Source organism: Microcystis sp. LEGE 00066 (assembly GCF_015207925.1).
GTDB lineage: Bacteria > Cyanobacteriota > Cyanobacteriia > Cyanobacteriales > Microcystaceae > Microcystis > Microcystis ichthyoblabe_A.
Genome location: NZ_JADEVX010000097.1, coordinates 1 through 16,735, shown reverse-complemented (window position 1 = coordinate 16,735; position 16,735 = coordinate 1). Strand labels below are relative to the sequence as shown.

Here is a 16,735-nt window from a genome sequence, read left to right as displayed (position 1 = left end):
TCTAATACGGCTTTTGTCGGTAACAATATCCAAATCAATGGCTATTGGGGGAATGATAATATCACCGGAACCACTGGTAATGATGTCATTATTGGTGGCGGTGGTGATGACAAACTTAACGGTGGTAGTGGTGAGGACATTCTTATCGGAGGATTAGGGTCAGATCAACTAACGGGAGGTGAAGGTCCGGACCGTTTTATCTTCAACACCGTTGATGAAATCGGTCAAGGTGCAAACCAAGACAATATCCTCGATTTCAATACTGGTCTTGATACTATTGATATCTCTGGCATTGATGCCAACTCCCTCAACGCTGGTAATCAGAGTTTCACGTTTATTGGTGCCTCGGATTTTTCAAGTCAAGCGGGACAACTGCGCTTTTACGGCGGTCTCCTTTGCGGTGATACCAACGGCGATGCAGTCAGCGACTTTCAATTGGCGATCGCTGGAGTGTATAGTTTACCTGTTACCAATATAGTGCTGTGACATCCTCTGGTTTAAGGCAATAAGCTCTTACTGTATTTAACTGAGTGTCAGCAGAAGTCCCATCACTAAAAGCGAGGGACTTCTGCTGACACCAAATTAAATTATATTTCTGGACTTCCCCGTTGACAAAAGGCCATAACCTGTGCTGTAGAAGGGATTAAGAGAATTTCCGCCGCCCCGTTACTGGGTACAAATCAGGGAAACTCCCAATAAATCTAACGCTTTTTGTTGCAGTTGGGTCGGTCGAGTTATCTTAGAAAAACGATAACTTCCCTCCCTAATCGTACATTCCACTGTATGCAAGCAAATTGTCCCCAGGTCTTCCAACAAAGTCCGAAAGCTATGCACAGGAAAGTTCTCCTGATTCCGTTTTTTTCTCTCTTTAGATTGCACCGATTCACTGCGACTCGCTTTAATCACATTCAGAGAACTATCATCAATTTCTTCATCCTCAAATAACAAAGGAGCCAAGCACTGTTTTAAATGCCATTCCACATAATAAGCCAACATACATAAAAAGATATGAGCTTTGACTCTATCACCCTGATAATGATAGATAGGACGTACCTTTAAATCAATTGACTTATAACAGCGAAATGCCTCCTCCACTTGAGATAAACTTTTATAAGCTTTAACCGTCGTCGCTGCATCCATCAAGGTTGACTCCAGAGAAGTTCTTAACACATACACACCATCTAAGATTGTCCTAAACTCTGACTACAAGTCTCGCTATTAAACCCTCTCGCTGTGGCTAGTTTCGATTTAGGATTGATGATTCTTGCCACAATCATCGCCACTACTAAGTTTCTGATTCGTGAGGCTTTTTCACTGATTATTTTATCTAAACCTAATTTTTTAATCGTCTCTAAAATAGCCATCACATGACCATGAGGAAGACTTCTAATCACTTCAAAATGATTGGGAATGCCTTCATTCATGGACAGTGTTGCCCCTTTGAGAGCCAGTTTCAAATTGTCGATAATATCATCGGGTAATTTTGAGAGATTGGCCAGGGTTCTTTTTTTGACTTGATCTCCTTCTCGGTAGGACTCGCGAAGAAGAACGGCGGGGGGGAATTACGGTTAGGAACTTTTTCTATATACATGACCACCATTCTAGCAAATGGAGAGAATTCTTGTCCATCAAGAAATGTTACAAATTACATGGGTACATTAAGAAAAGTTAAGGGGCGTATCCATTGATGGATAAGGGTTTTCGGTTATTATAGTATATATGTATGGGATAAGTTCAGGTATAAGGATTGTACAACGATTTTTCGCGGGATATTGAAAAGCATAGACACTATTAATAATAATTCTCAATAGTTACCTCGGTCATAAGGATCAAAGCCTTGCTGGACAAGGCATCGACGCACCTCAACGAAAACTCTAGATTTTCAGCCATTGTGTCTAACCCGCGAAAAATGTTGAGAACCCCCCCATTCCATCGGCATGAAACAATAACCCACATTCCGCACCCTAAAGTGTCACATTGAAAATTTTATCTAAATCGTCAAAACGATTGCCGGCTCTGAATTACAGGCTAATTTGTTTGCCCAGCAGATGCACAATTAGCCCTAAAAATCTGATAGCTCTGATACCAAATTATTGAGATAAACTCTCATTAAGCCAGCGATCGCTGGCTAGAGTGTGACACTTCATAATTCTTAATAATCGCTAAAAGTTTTACTATACAAGGGCTAGAGCAACTTTTGATTTCGCTGAAACAATCCACTACAACTAAACTATAGTTTAATAAAAATTATGGTTATATAGCTTAAACGTCAGAACCCCCCTAATCACAATTTTTGAGGTACCATTATTTTGTCAAGAATCTAGGCTACATAAGTAAAAATGATAACACCTTTAAATGCTAGATAGATTACATACCATCTCCCAAGGAGATAGCGGTATTTGTGTGGCTGTTTTGGATGGGCCTGTTGATCAAGCTCACCCTTGCTTCCAAGGCGCAAACCTTACCTATCTGCCCACATTGGTGCAAGAAGCCGCTAAAGTTGATGGCAGTATGTCCATGCACGGAACTCACGTTGCCAGCATTCTCTTTGGGCAACCCGGTAGCCCCGTTCAGGGAATCGTACCTCAATGCAAAGGCATTATCATACCGATTTTTGCCGATGACCGTCGCCGAACTTCCCAGCTAGATTTAGCTCGGGGAATCGAGCAAGCCGTTCATGCCGGAGCCCACATCATCAACCTCAGTGGGGGTCAACTCACTGACTTTGGTGAAGCCGATGGCTGGTTAAAAAATGCTGTTCGTTTGTGCCGAGAGAATAACGTCTTGTTAGTGGCAGCAGCAGGCAATAATGGTTGCGAGTGTTTGCACGTTCCGGCAGCTTTACCGTCAGTGCTGGCCGTCGGGGCAATGGATGCCCAGGGGAAACCCCTCGACTTTAGCAACTGGGGGGAAGCCTACCAAACTGAAGGCATCCTGGCTCCAGGGGAAGATATTCTGGGAGCCAAAGCTGGGGGGGGAACCCACCGATTAAGTGGAACCAGTTTTGCCACTCCTATCGTTTCTGGTGTCGCTGGGGTATTACTCAGCCTTCAACGGGAACAGGGAGATTCCCCCGACCCCCAAAAAATTCGTCAAATTTTGTTGCAGAGTGCTTTACCCTGTGAACTTGACTTGCCAGAAGAAAGCCGGCGGTGTCTGGCGGGCAAACTTAATGTCTCTGGAGCAATCACGTTACTAAAAGGAGAAAAAATGTCTGAGGAATTTTCGTCTGTGGCGGCATCAGAAGTAACAGCAGCAGGTTGTGGTTGTGGAGGCACATTAAGTGCTACCCCCCAAGAGCAAACGGCTCCTAGCTTAACTGCTGTGGCTTCCAGTCCATCGGCTGGGGCTGTCCCCAGCGACACTCCCAACTTAAACAACTTAATTCAATCATTCCCTACTGCTGTAACTCAACAACCAACTATGCCCAACTTCACTGCTAATTCCGTTACTGCCAGCCAAGCTCCTAGCGAACTCGCCGAGATGGGTCAGCTTGTTTATGCTCTAGGAACCCTTGGTTATGACTTCGGGACTGAAGCCCGTCGGGACTCGTTTAAACAACTCATGCCTCCCTTTGATTTAGGTGGAGGACTCATGGTTCCCGCCAACCCCTACGACGCCCGTCAGATGGTGGACTATCTAGGGGAAAACATCTCCGAGGCGCGATCGCTGATTTGGACATTAAACATTGAACTGACTCCGGTTTATGCGATTGATCCGGCTGGCCCCTTCGCCGCCGAGTCCTACCGCGCCCTTCAAGAACTCCTGGCGGGTCAAATCCAACCGGAAAACGATGGCGAATATGTTGAACGGGTAAGTATCCCCGGTATTTTAACTGGACGTAAGGTTAAACTCTTCTCCGGTCAAGTCATCCCGGTGATTGAACCCCAAAGCACCCGTGGTCTCTACGGTTGGAAAGTCAACAACCTGGTCAGCGCAGCGATGGACGCGGTACAAGCTGAAGATGGCACTGCTGACGAAGACCGGATTCGCAAAACCTTGGATGGCTTCCTCAACCGCATCTACTACGACCTCCGCAACTTGGGAACCACTTCCCAAGACCGCGCCCTTAACTTTGCCGTCACCAACGCCTTCCAAGCCGCCCAAACTTTCAGCCAAGCGGTAGCCGTTGGCATGGAACTCGATAGCGTTACGGTAGAGAAAAGCCCCTTCTGCCGGATCGATAGCGACTGCTGGGATGTGAAGCTGAAGTTCTTCGACCCGGAAAACAGCCGTCGGGCTAAGAAGATTTTCCGCTTTACCATTGATGTAAGTGACCTAATTCCTGTCACCCTCGGCGAAGTTCGTTCTTGGTCTTCTCCCTACTAAGGAGCCGCACAATTTTAGTGAGAGTGCAATATTAGACCCCACTCTCACTAGGAGATGCAGATGTGTTCAGTTAATTAATACTCTCCATAGGGAGAATCCTAAACTATGCGACTTCCTCTATTATCTCCCCCGATTGAACGTCCCCATTTCATCCAGCCAGCACTGTGTGTGGATCTAGAAAATGGTCGTCCCGAAGATTTGGTGCATATTCGGATGGATCTGCTCCATGCCGCTAACTATAACGATCCTGCAGCCTTTGCCAACCGTAGTTTCAACCAAGTGATGCACTCTAGTGCCAGCCAAAGTTCAGCCAGCCAGGGCTGGGGCGGTTTTGGCAGTATGGCAGGATTCTATTAATGGGCTGCTAATCACTCGCCCTCAGCCAACCCTAAACATCCAAGGACACTATGAGCAAGAACAAAACCACAACAACATCCTCCGAAGTCCCCTCTAACCCTGAACCGACCCCGCCTGAACCGAGCAAGTCTGAACCGACGACGATCACAACGCCTGAACCCAAAAAGTCTTACGTTCCCACTTCCCAGACCGGGCTGCAAGATTATTCCTACTGGTGCCAATACGTCAAGGATCAAGCCAAGAAATCAGACAAAGACCCTAAATCCTTCCGGCGCGGTCGCATTTGGGCTTAACCCCTAGCTGCTGCTGCTGGTCTTGTTATCGTCCACTTAATCACTGACTGTTCGTTCTATGCAATCCACCCCACTGCTCCAAATTCAACCCCACTTTCATGTCGAGGTGATCGAGCCAAAGCAAGTCTATCTCCTTGGCGAACAGGCTAACTATGCCCTGACTGGACAGCTTTACTGCCAGATTTTGCCCCTCTTGAATGGGCAACACAGCCGTGAGCAGATTGTCGAGAAACTGGATGGGGAAGTCCCATCAGAATACATCGACTATGTACTCGATCGCCTCGCTGAGAAAGGTTATCTGACTGAGGCAGCCCCGGAACTGTCCTCGGAAGTGGCGGCATTTTGGAGCGAGTTAGGGATTGCACCTCCGGTTGCTGCGGCAGCTTTACGGCAGCCTGTAACCCTAACCCCAGTGGGCAACATCAGTGAAGTGACGGTAGCAGCCCTGACAACGGCTCTGCGGGACATTGGTATTTCCGTGCAGACCTCAACTGAAGCAGGTTCTCCAACGGCGCTCAACGTCGTCTTAACCGATGACTATTTGCAGCCCGAACTCGCCAAGATTAATAAACAGGCACTAGAGAGTCAACAAACTTGGCTACTGGTCAAACCTGTAGGCAGTGTGCTGTGGCTGGGGCCTGTGTTTGTTCCGGGCAAGACGGGGTGTTGGGACTGTCTAGCTCATCGGCTACGGGGCAACCGGGAAGTGGAGGCATCGGTGTTGCAGCAAAAACAAGCCCAGCAGCAACGTAATGGTCAGTCCGGTTCTGTAATCAGTTGCCTGCCTACCGCACGGGCTACCCTGCCTTCTACCCTGCAAACGGGGCTACAGTTCGCGGCAACTGAAATTGCCAAGTGCATTGTCAAGCACCACGTCAATGCCACTGCACCGGGTACTGTGTTCTTTCCCACTCTGGACGGCAAGATTATCACCTTTAATCACACAGTTATCGACTTGAAAAGTCATGTTCTCGTCCGACGGCCCCAATGTCCTAGCTGTGGTGATCGCCACAGGTTGCACCGGCAAGGCTTTGAACCCGTAAAACTGGTATCCCGTCCTAAACACTTTACCCATGATGGCGGTCATCGTGCGTTTACCCCAGAGCAGACCGTACAGAAATATCAACATCTGGTCAGCCCAATTACTGGGGTAGTAACAGAACTGGTCAGACTCACCGATCCGGCTAATCCTTTGGTGCATACCTACAAGGCAGGTCATGCCTTTGGCAGTGCTACAACTCTGCGGGGTTTACGGAATACTCTGAAACACAAGAGTTCTGGTAAGGGTAAAACTGATATTCAATCCCGTGCCAGTGGGTTGTGTGAAGCCATAGAACGCTATTCGGGCATTTTTCAGGGAGATGAACCCTGGAAACGGGCAACCCTGGCGGAACTGGGAGACTTAGCCTTACATCCTGAGTCATTGCTGTACTTTAGCGACACCCAATATGCCAACCGGGAAGAGTTAAATGCTCAGGGTTCAGCCGCCGCTTATCGCTGGATTCCTAACCGTTTTGATGTTAGTCAAGCGATCGACTGGACACCTGTATGGTCATTGACAGAGCAGAAGCATAAATATGTCCCTACTGCCTTTTGCTACTACGGTTATCCTTTGCCCGAAGAACAGCGCTTCTGTAAAGCAGATTCTAACGGTAATGCTGCGGGTAATACCTTAGAAGAGGCGATCCTGCAAGGATTTCTGGAACTGGTAGAGCGGGACAGTATCGCTATGTGGTGGTACAACCGGATACGCCGTCCTGCCGTAGATCTGAGTACCTTTGATGAACCCTATTTTGTTGATTTACAGCAATTCTATCAGCAACAAAATCGGGAGTTATGGGTGTTGGATGTAACTGCTGATCTAGGGATTCCAGCCTTTGCAGGGTTTTCACGGCGCACGGTGGGTACTTCAGAACGGATCTCCATCGGCTTCGGGGCGCACCTCGATCCGACTATTGCGATTCTCCGCGCCCTAACTGAAGTCAGTCAAGTGGGATTAGAGTTAGACAAAATACCGGACGATAAGCTTGATGGCGAGTCCAAGGACTGGATGCTGAATGTCACAGTAGAAAATCATCCTTGGTTAGCGCCCGATCCCTCTGTGCCCATGAAAACTGCCAGTGATTACCCGAAACGTTGGAGTGATGATATTCACACCGATGTGATGAATTGTGTCAAAACTGCCCAAACAGCAGGACTAGAGGTGATGGTCTTAGACCAAACGCGACCGGACATCGGTTTGAATGTGGTCAAGGTGATTATCCCAGGAATGCGAACTTTTTGGACGCGGTTTGGTCAGGGACGGCTCTATGACATACCCGTAAAGCTGGGATGGCTCGATGCGCCACTAGCTGAAGAGGAATTGAACCAGACCAACATCCCCTTTTAAGTTTTTTAAAGTTTAGGGGCGACAGATTTCTCTACATATCCTTGCCCCACCAAGCTTCTTCCCAAAGAAGAAGGGGACTGACCCACCCCTAACGGGTTAACAAAGCAAACAACAACATGAGGATTACTCCAATGGATAAGAAAAACCTTCTGCCCAACCAAGGCGCACCTGTCATCCGTGGCATCAGTGGTAAACTCCCCAGCCACTTAGCTGAACTCTCTGAGGAAGCTCTCGGTGGTAATGGTGCAGAAGCATCTGTTACTGCCTGCGTTTGCGCGTTTGACGGTGCTGAAGCATCTGTTACTGCCTGCGTTTGCGCTTTCGATGGTGCTGAAGCATCTATCAGTGTCTGCATTTGCGCTTTCGATGGTGCTGAAGCATCTATCAGTGCCTGCATTTGCGCTTTCGATGGTGACGAAGCCTAAGGATAGCCTATACCAAATCTGTGAGAATAGGGTCTATCCGACTGATTAGCCTATCTCAACCGGATTTAGTGTATTCGTTTATTTGAGAAAACGAGGTTAAAGATGTTGAGTCGCACTCCAAACTTTTTCCTAGATTGGGTAAGATTTTCTCATCTACCTCGTTTTCTTTTAATTGGGTTTTTAAGTTCTCATTGTACCCAATTGGACACGACTTACGCAGCCACAGCACCTGTAGGGGCAATCCCCTTACCATTGGTATAAAGGGACTAAAACCCAACAACAAACCTACTGGAAATGACCCTAACTTCTATGCTGACAAATAATCATCTCAAAGCCCGTCGTCTTCAGTTTTTGCGGGGCCATCAAGAGGCTTTTGATGTGGAGCCAACCTTTATGCTTTCGCTGTTTGAAGAAGCCGTCCTTGGCATAGAAGAAACTTGTGGTGTTGAATCTAAATGTAATGTTGAAAAAGATCAATTATTTGCCATTGATTTTCAGGTTTGTAATGATCAAGGACGTACTTGGCCAATGTCTTTGACCCATGCGGTCAAGTTTATGGATAAAATTGAAAGTACAGTAGGTGTTCGACTTAATCGTAATTTGCTGGAGCAGTTTGCCACATTACACATGGACTCTCATAAAATAGAGAACAACACAGTCGGAATTGACCTAAGACCGAAAAATGAGGATTCTTGTATAAAAGTATGTCTGCATCTTGGCTCAGAAGAAGAGCCTGAAGAATTAGTAAGAACAGCACTCGAACTTGATGGGGGTAGCTATTCACCTGAACTCCTACAGGTATTACTCAAAAGCACTATTGTAATAGGGTTTAATCTTTTCTTGAATGGCTACAGTGATATTGAGTTATGGGCTCTTGCTCCGGGAGAACAATATGAAATCACTAATTCCGACAGAGGCAAATATTTAAAACATTATATACAGAGGAATTTTTCACCGAAAGTTAATTCTTTGCTTAAAGAATGCACCTTTTTTTGTGTTTCTTTTTTTCATAAAAAAGAGCCAGTTATAATATTTCATTATGAGGATACTAAAGAGATACCTAAGAACTTCTTCTTTAACAGTTTAGGGGATAGAATCTACAGCTTTTGTCAGGGTCAAGATTGTATGACTTATGCTGGAGTAGCTGTCACAGAGCGGGAATTGGAAAAAGACAGGTTAGAAAACTTTAGTATTCTTTATAATCAACGGGATGAATGTAAACCTTTGTTGCATATTAAAAAACGAGAAGATTTTAGTTAGTCTTCTCCCCCTCTCCCCGTCTCTACTTTAGTTATGCTTACTGCCTAAGAATATGGGAATAGAATTTAACCATTTATATGTTACCCTCGACGCAGAAACCCTAGATTCAATTGCCAAATCAGAGTTTATTAGCCAAGAATTCTGCACAATATCCAGAGATACTGTAAAAACTGATACAGAAAGTTGGACGGGAATTTATCTCAGGGGAAAACATTCCTATCTTGAGCTTTTTCCTCCCGGCGGTGCTGAAGGGTTAAGAGAAGGTTTTTCCGGTATTGGTTTTAATAGTCAACAATCAGGAGAGATGGATATTGTACAGGAAAAGCTTAGACCCTTATTAGGAGCTAAAGAAATACTTTCTGATTTGCAAGTTCGTCAAACCGAAGCTGGAAAAGTTCCCTGGTTTTATTATTTGTCCATCAACCCAGTAGAGAGAGAAGCTTTTGCTTCATGGTTGATGGAATTTCATCAGGATTATTTAAAGTATAAAAACATCAAACTTACCAGTGATGGTTGCTTTAACCGTGCTGCTTATCTAAAAACCCTTGATACTTCCGAAACCTGTTTATTTGATGACATATCAGAAGTTCATCTTGAATTGACTTTATCGGAACAGGAGGAGTTGGCATTACTTCTTCAAGCTTTTGGCTATGACTCATCTAGCGCAGGAGATATTACTACCTATCATTCCCATAATTTTATGATCAAAGTATGCCATAAAGTTGCTCGCCGTTATCGAATTTGCAAGGTTGTTTGCACTCTCAAAGAGCAATTACAGCAGGAAAAAACCTTTACTTTTGGTAAAAATGCACAGTTAAATGTGGGTCGCTCGTTAGCAATTTGGGAGTTTGGATGACTCAAGCAATCCATAAAAATTAAGACAAATTTCACCAATTGCTGTTTTCATTGCTCCACCGATTTAATACCGTTTCCTATTATTAATCATGATCAACAATTGTCCTTTTGCTATTTCCCTTAACCCTGATGTCCAAATCATCGACACTAAAGATGGCTATACCCTGCACGGAGCAGAATCTGAGCCGAATACTTGGCTAACCTTAGCAATAACGTCTTCAAAACTGCTCTTCTCTTTCCCTACTCTTCTTCTAGTGCTTCCTGCTGAATTGAAAATCGTTGAATCCGTCTTTGAATATCTGCTAAAATGCTCCGTACCTCGTTTAAATCACTTGTTAACAAATGGTCTGATAAAATGTCAAGAACTATATCTAAATCAACAGAATAGTTTAACAACAGTAAAAGGATATCATTTTCATAAATGCTGGCCCGGCTAAATTGTCCTTGACGATAGAGAGATGGCAAGGCATAACACTTTAAAATTAGGAGTCCTACCACTGTGACACATCGAACTTTTCGGTTTCCAAAGATCTGCTCTGCTACAAACTCTTGCGATATTTTTCGGAAGAGCTTATTTTGGGTTAACAATACGTTAACTTGTAACCCATCAAATCTTCCCCGAAGAAAATTTTTATCTTCACTCTGGATACCAATCTCTGGTAAAGTGTCAAGATCGGCACGAGCCAGGATCAGGTCAATATCTTGAGTATTGCGACCCTCCACATAGCTGAGTAGAGCTACCCCGCCAACGAGAACATAACGAATTTCTCGTTCAGCAAGCGCATCAAATAATCGTTCAACAGTCTGAAAAAAATCAGAACTTTCTGACATTACACCACCCCAATTCTTAACATCAAATAAGATTCCATTTCTGATAATTTCACCGATCGCTGCTGTCATTGATTCACTGCCCAATCATCGTTCTCCATTATCCATCAATATGAACAATTGCCCTTTTGCTATTTCCCTTAACCCTGCTGTCCAAGTCACCAGCACTAAAGACGGTTATACCCTGCACGGAGCAGAATCTGAGCCGAATGCTTGGCTAACCGTTGCCACAACGCCCGGAATGGGTATGGCTCTTGATAGTCTCAAGGCAGGCAACACCACCCCTGAATTACTCGTGCAAGGGTTAGCCGAACTCGAGGGTCAGGCAGCCGGGGAACAGTTTGGGCAGATGCTACAACAATTGGATGAGCGAGGTTGGTTGAGTTATGCCGTGTTACCCCTAGCAGTGGTGATTCCGATGGTGGATTCCGCCGAGTTGAATCTCACCGAACCCTACTGGACACAAACCCGTCTCAGCCTCTCCCGTTTTGCCTATCAGCATCCCTACGAAGGCGCGATGGTATTGGAGTCCCCTCTGTCGAAGTTTCGGGTCAAGCTCCTTGACTGGCGAGCCAGTGCGATCTTAGCTCAACTGGCCCAGCCCCAAACTTTAGGATCACTGACACCACCGCCGTACTTGGGTGCAGAAACCGCCTATCAGTTTCTCAACCTGCTGTGGGCAACGGGGTTTCTGACGGCTGACCCCGAACCCCCCTCCCTCCGGCTTTGGGACTTCCATAACCTGCTGTTCCATAGTCGCAGTCGCTTCGGTCGCCACGACTATCTCGCCATAGACCATGATATAGAGCAGTGGTCAGATTTTCCAGTCGTGAAGCCTCCCATGAGTGACCAGATTGTGCCACTACCACGTCCGAACTTGGGGGCGTTGATATCTAATGATGCTACCCTCACAGAAGCGATCGAGACACGGAAATCCGTTAGGCAATATGATGATAACCATCCGATCACTATTGAACAACTGGGAGAGCTACTTTATCGCACTGCCCGTATTAAGGAATTGCTTTCCGCAGAAGATTGGTTTGGGAAAAATTGGCGGGAACAATTAAGTTTTGAAGCAGATATTGACTATGGGGAGTTAAGCCGTCGCCCTTATCCGAGTGGTGGGACAATGTATGAATTAGAAATTTACCCAGTAGTACGGCTTTGTGAAGGCTTGAGTCAAGGAATCTACCACTACGACGCACTAAATCACCAGCTAGAGCAGGTTATTGTCACCCAAGACGACATTTTTGCTCTATCAGGCTATGGTCTGCTAGACTTATTAAAATTAAACGGATTAGGAACACCACAGGTACTTCTAGTAATTACAGCCCGATTTGGTAGACTATTCCGTAGATATCGCTCTGTAGCTTATGCGTTAGTGCTGAAGCACGTTGGAGTATTACAGCAAAATCTCTACCTAGTGGCGACGAATATGGGATTAGCTCCCTGCGCGATTGGGGGAGGTGATAGCGATGCTTTTGCTCAGATAACGGGTTTAGACTATCTCGAAGAATCGGTTGTCGGAGAGTTTATGCTCGGATCGTTGCCTAACGAAGATGTCAAAGCAAGTGGGTTGGAGTCGATGGAGGTGGATGGCTCAGAAGAACCTGCTGAAGCAACTGTCTCAGCTAGTGAGACTGAATTGGCTGGAATGGAGCTTGAGCCTGATTCTGGTGAACCTGAGCCTGGTCAAACAGAAATATTGGGAAATCAGCTTGAGTCAGTTGGGTTAGTGGCAGAAATTGCCTCGGCTGAGATAGGAGAAAGTCCTGAAAATACCTCAGAGCAAGTTGAAGAGACGGAGGCTGAGGCTGTTGAATTGACGGCTTCAGATGCGATCGCCCAGACTCCAGATTCATCCAGTGTCGCTGAGGGAGAAAAATCAGCAGGGGTTTGGGCCAGTGAAGTTGAGAGTTCTGCAACCCAACTATCGATCGCACTCCATCCCCATGACCTGGACGATCGCATTCCCGGACTGGCTGAACTTCACAACCAAACATTAGGCGATCCTCGGATCACGATTGTAATTCTAGATGGCAACCCAGACCACACATTATCCTGTTTTGCTGGAGCCAACGTTTCTAAGGTGTTTCCCTACTGGCATGAACCAGCCGATCCAATCAGCCCAGAAGATTACGCCACCTTTCAAGCCATCCGAGACCAGGGGCTAAAGGGCAAAGCGAAACAAGAGGCACTTGAAAGTGCTATACCCGACACCATAAATCGTGTTGAACTCAATGACCATGCTTGTCATGTCACCAGTACCATCGTGGGTCAAGAACATAGCCCTGTTTTTGGCATTGCTCCCAACTGCCGAGTCATCAATATGCCTCACGATGCCGTAGTGACGAGCGACAATGGTATAGCTCTGAGTGGCTATAACGAGGTGCTGTCTCCCCTCAATTTAGCCCGTGCCTTCGACTTAGCCTTAGAGTTGGGTGCAAATATTATCCACTGCGCTTTTTGTCGCCCCACCCAAACCGGAGAAGGGGAAGAAATCCTAGTTAAAGCGATTAAAAAATGTATTGATAACAATATCTTGATCGTCTCGCCGACGGGGAACAATTTAGGCGAATGCTGGTGTATGCCTGCTGTGCTGCCGGGAACTTTGGCAGTGGGAGCAGCAAAGGTTGATGGTACGCCCTGCCACTTTAGTAACTGGGGCGGCAATAATGGAGAAGAGGGTATCCTTGCTCCCGGTGAAGATATTTTAGGGGCGCAACCTTGCACTGAAAAACCCGTGCGTTTGACAGGAACCAGTATGGCGGCTCCGGTGATGACGGGTATTGCGGCGCTGTTAATGAGTTTGCAAGTGCAACAGGGCAAACCCGTTGATGCTGAAGCCGTGCGGACTGCACTGCTCAATACGGCAATTCCCTGTGACCCAAACGTTGTAGAAGAAGCAGAACGCTGTCTACGCGGCTTTGTGAATATCCCTGGGGCGATGAAGGTGCTGTTTGGACAACCTTCTGTTACCATTTCCTTTGCAGGCGACCAAGTGACCCGCACAGAATGGGCTGGCTATGGCACGGCGATCGCAGGGGATACGTCGAGTATTCCTGCTGGGATTACTGCGATCGCAGTAAGTTCGGTTGGAGACTCTACTATGACAATGCAATCGGCTACGCCAATGGCGGCCGAAGTAGCGGTAACTGCGGCGGCTGACCCGGCTACGGTGGAGGCTAGTACCGCTTTTTCGGGCCATGTTTATGCTCTGGGAACCTTGAGCTATGACTTTGGCGATGAAACCTGTGTTGATACCTTCAAAGAACGGATGGCTCCGGTAGAAATGGACAGCATCTTGGTTCCGCCAGACCCCTACGATCCCCGTCAGATGGTTGAACACCTCGATCGCAACCCAGACGAAAGCCGTTCGTTGATCTGGACGTTGAGCCTGGATGGAGACACGATCTATGTCCTAGAGCCAACAGGAGCGTTTTCAGACCAGATCTACGAGATGTTTGTGCTGATGTTAGTAGGTCAACTGGAACAAAAAAGCAGTGATGAATTTGTAGAACGAATTAGCATCCCAGCCCGACAAACTAACCGTACAGTTGAACTATTCTCTGGTCAGGTTGTGCCCGTCGTGAAGGTACATGATATCCGAGGAATGTACGGCTGGAAAGTGAATACCCTGGTCAACGCGGCGATGGTGGAGATCTCTCGTCAGGTGGACGAAGCCCAAGCACCCCTCATCCAACAAGCTCTGACTTCGTTCCTCAACCGAGTCTACAATGATCTACGCAATGTGGGTCAGACTTCGCGCGATCGCGCCCTCAACTTCGCCGCCACCAACATCTTCCAAGCAGCTTCCGTCTTTGCGAAAGCGATCGCCGAGCGTCGTCAACTCGACACTATAGAAGTCGAAAAAAGCCCCTTCTGTCGGCGAAACAGTGACTGTTGGGATATCAAGCTAGAGTTCTCTGACCCAGAAAGGAGTAGTCGGGGACGCAAGGTTTTTCTATTTACCTTGGATGTAGTGCTTCAGATGCCCGTCACTTTGGGTAAAATCAAGAGTTGGTCAATGCCTTCGCGTTCTGAACAAACCTGATCTACAACAAAATGGGCTACCAACCTAAGTGTCGGCGTAAACAGAAGGTTCGTGTCACCAGGTGCAGCCTTGTGAAGTTTTGCAAAAATGACCCATTTTTTCGGCGAAATTAGACCTCTTGCAAAAGTCTTAAGTCGATCCTTGTACAGCAACATTTTTGAAGATTATCAACTACTAATAAATAAGGTTCTTCGGTTTGTGTTATGCAATGTACGGGGGTTATAAGGGATGGAACCCTTATATAGAAAGACGTTTGGCGATTTTTGTCAATTGTTTTTGATATAGAGCGAACTAATCAATTAAATCTCTTGCCAGATAAGGATTTAGTCGATTTATGCCACCCTATCGAACCATAACAAGTAACGAAGAGCCATAAATAATTAACTGAAAGTCCCTCCCATTATTGTTTCTATCGTTTGTTTTCGGATTTATGCAAGAGGTCTCTTGATGATAGCAGTCAAGGCAAAAAATCGACCATCAAGAAAAAACGAGCGATCAAAGGGCAAGGGATCCGCCACAGCTTCCCCCGGCTTTTAGGCAGAATAGCATCTAATACCATTTCTCTAAATGAAAACTACACATCGAATTTAAATCCCCCTTTAAGTTCCCCTTTTTAAGGGGGATTTAGGGGGATTAAACTTCTGTAGTCAGACTTTGGAGAATTGGTATAATATAATTATCTAATTAAATTAGATGTATGGTATAGCTACCACAAGCACAGGTTATGCCCTTTTGTCAACGGGGAAGTCCAGATATACTATTAAAGAATCATCTCCCCGCAGCAAACACCATGCCAGTTAAAGGCCAGGCCAAGACTATAGGAATGCTCATTCCCACCCTTTTACAGGGGGATGTAGAGGGGTGGAGAAATACAGGCTGGGCCGGCGTTACCTCAACCACCGAGGAACTGCTCCGCTATTGGTTTGAAGAGGAACGGGACGGCGCTAACTTTTACCCCTGCCAGCAACAGGCGATCGAAACCATCATCTACTGTCACGAAATTCTCGGCATTCAAAACCCCTACCAACTCTATCAAGAGTTCGCACCTGGACATCCCCGTGTAGCAGAAGCGTCACGGTCAAAGACACTACAGGATGAACTCGCTCCTATTACCTTCCCTAAATACTGTCTCAAAATGGCGACGGGGAGCGGTAAAACTTGGGTGCTTAATGCCCTGCTAGTGTGGCACTATTTCAACGCGCTCAACGATGAACGTCCCGGATTGTTTAGCCGCCGCTTTCTCATCGTCACGCCAGGTAAAGAAGTCCAGAAAAGAATCCTAGATGCTGTTAAATTGGGTGGCGAAGCTGACATCAATAAACCCCTATTCATGCCCCCCGGTGTGCGGTGGCGAGAGCGCTTCAATTTTGAGCTTTACGAACCGAGCGACTTCCGAGAAAACCTTACTCTCACCAATGACTCGTTTGTAGTGGTGACGAACTGGCAGCAGTTTCGCTTCGCTAAAGATGACCCGTCCCTCTGGGAAGATTTATTACTGGACTTCCCCGTTGACAAAAGGCCATAACCTGTGCTGTAGAAGGGATTAAAAGAATTTCCGCCGCCCCGTTACTGGGTACAAATCAGGGAAACTCCCAATAAATCTAACGCTTTTTGTTGCAGTTGAGTCGGTCGAGTTATCTTAGAAAAACGATAACTTCCCTCCCTAATCGTACATTCCACTGTATGCAAGCAAATTGTCCCCAGGTCTTCCAACAAAGTCCGAAAGCTATACACAGGAAAGTTCTCCTGATTCCGTTTTTTTCTCTCTTTAGATTGCACCGATTCACTGCGACTCGCTTTAATCACATTCAGAGAACCATCATCAATTTCTTCATCCTCAAATAACAAAGGAGCCAAGCACTGTTTTAAATGCCATTCCACATAATAAGCCAACATACATAAAAAGATATGAGCTTTGACTCTATCACCCTTATAATGATAGATA

Annotated in this window: 10 protein-coding genes and 3 pseudogenes; 10 read left to right on the top strand and 3 right to left on the bottom strand. The window is 46.3% G+C overall.

Translation table 11 applies throughout. The features are described 5' to 3' along the window. Window positions 1-486 (top strand): annotated as a pseudogene (locus tag IQ224_RS24750) (hypothetical protein); the annotation flags it as partial. 180 nt (window positions 487-666) lie between these two features. Here IQ224_RS24750 and IQ224_RS25040 read toward each other — a convergent pair. Next, window positions 667-1,591 (bottom strand): annotated as a pseudogene (locus tag IQ224_RS25040) (transposase). A gap of 764 nt (window positions 1,592-2,355) precedes the next feature. Here IQ224_RS25040 and IQ224_RS14255 point away from each other — a divergent pair. The 7 genes from IQ224_RS14255 to IQ224_RS14225 all read left to right on the top strand — a co-directional run bounded on the left by IQ224_RS14255 (window position 2,356) and on the right by IQ224_RS14225 (window position 9,909). Beyond that, entirely contained in the window at window positions 2,356-4,329 is a 1,974-nt protein-coding gene (locus tag IQ224_RS14255) for a PatA/PatG family cyanobactin maturation protease (protein WP_002749242.1), read from the top strand. A 105-nt stretch (window positions 4,330-4,434) separates the two neighbouring features. After that, complete coding sequence (locus IQ224_RS14250) at window positions 4,435-4,686, top strand: cyanobactin biosynthesis system PatB/AcyB/McaB family protein (RefSeq protein ID WP_002796592.1); 252 nt, start codon at window positions 4,435-4,437, stop codon at window positions 4,684-4,686. Window positions 4,687-4,736: 50 nt separating this feature from the next. Next, window positions 4,737-4,979, top strand: a complete 243-nt coding sequence (locus IQ224_RS14245; RefSeq protein ID WP_002781476.1) for a cyanobactin biosynthesis PatC/TenC/TruC family protein — start codon at window positions 4,737-4,739, stop codon at window positions 4,977-4,979. Window positions 4,980-5,037: 58 nt separating this feature from the next. Further along, window positions 5,038-7,368, top strand: a complete 2,331-nt coding sequence (locus tag IQ224_RS14240; protein WP_194033108.1) for a TOMM precursor leader peptide-binding protein — start codon at window positions 5,038-5,040, stop codon at window positions 7,366-7,368. Window positions 7,369-7,499: 131 nt separating this feature from the next. Then, window positions 7,500-7,793: a DUF5837 family cyanobactin class RiPP gene (locus tag IQ224_RS14235; RefSeq protein ID WP_194033107.1), complete on the top strand. Its 294-nt coding sequence runs from the start codon at window positions 7,500-7,502 to the stop codon at window positions 7,791-7,793. 294 nt (window positions 7,794-8,087) lie between these two features. Beyond that, complete coding sequence (locus IQ224_RS14230; RefSeq protein WP_194033106.1) at window positions 8,088-9,053, top strand: LynF/TruF/PatF family peptide O-prenyltransferase; 966 nt, start codon at window positions 8,088-8,090, stop codon at window positions 9,051-9,053. A 52-nt stretch (window positions 9,054-9,105) separates the two neighbouring features. Further along, window positions 9,106-9,909: a DUF5829 family protein gene (locus IQ224_RS14225; protein ID WP_002749233.1), complete on the top strand. Its 804-nt coding sequence runs from the start codon at window positions 9,106-9,108 to the stop codon at window positions 9,907-9,909. Between the two features lie 239 nt (window positions 9,910-10,148). On the opposite strand, the gene IQ224_RS24195 is transcribed toward IQ224_RS14225, so the two are convergent. After that, window positions 10,149-10,808, bottom strand: coding sequence for a hypothetical protein (locus tag IQ224_RS24195; RefSeq protein ID WP_002749228.1), 660 nt, complete (start codon window positions 10,806-10,808; stop codon window positions 10,149-10,151). Between the two features lie 40 nt (window positions 10,809-10,848). On the opposite strand from IQ224_RS24195, the gene IQ224_RS14215 reads away from it, so the two are divergent. Continuing rightward, window positions 10,849-14,790 (top strand): PatA/PatG family cyanobactin maturation protease, encoded by a 3,942-nt coding sequence (locus tag IQ224_RS14215; protein ID WP_002749227.1) that lies wholly within the window; start codon window positions 10,849-10,851, stop codon window positions 14,788-14,790. 790 nt (window positions 14,791-15,580) lie between these two features. Then, window positions 15,581-16,315: a DEAD/DEAH box helicase family protein gene (locus IQ224_RS14210; RefSeq protein WP_228036237.1), complete on the top strand. Its 735-nt coding sequence runs from the start codon at window positions 15,581-15,583 to the stop codon at window positions 16,313-16,315. Window positions 16,316-16,356: 41 nt separating this feature from the next. Here IQ224_RS14210 and IQ224_RS14205 read toward each other — a convergent pair. After that, window positions 16,357-16,735 (bottom strand): annotated as a pseudogene (locus IQ224_RS14205) (tail length tape measure protein); the annotation flags it as partial.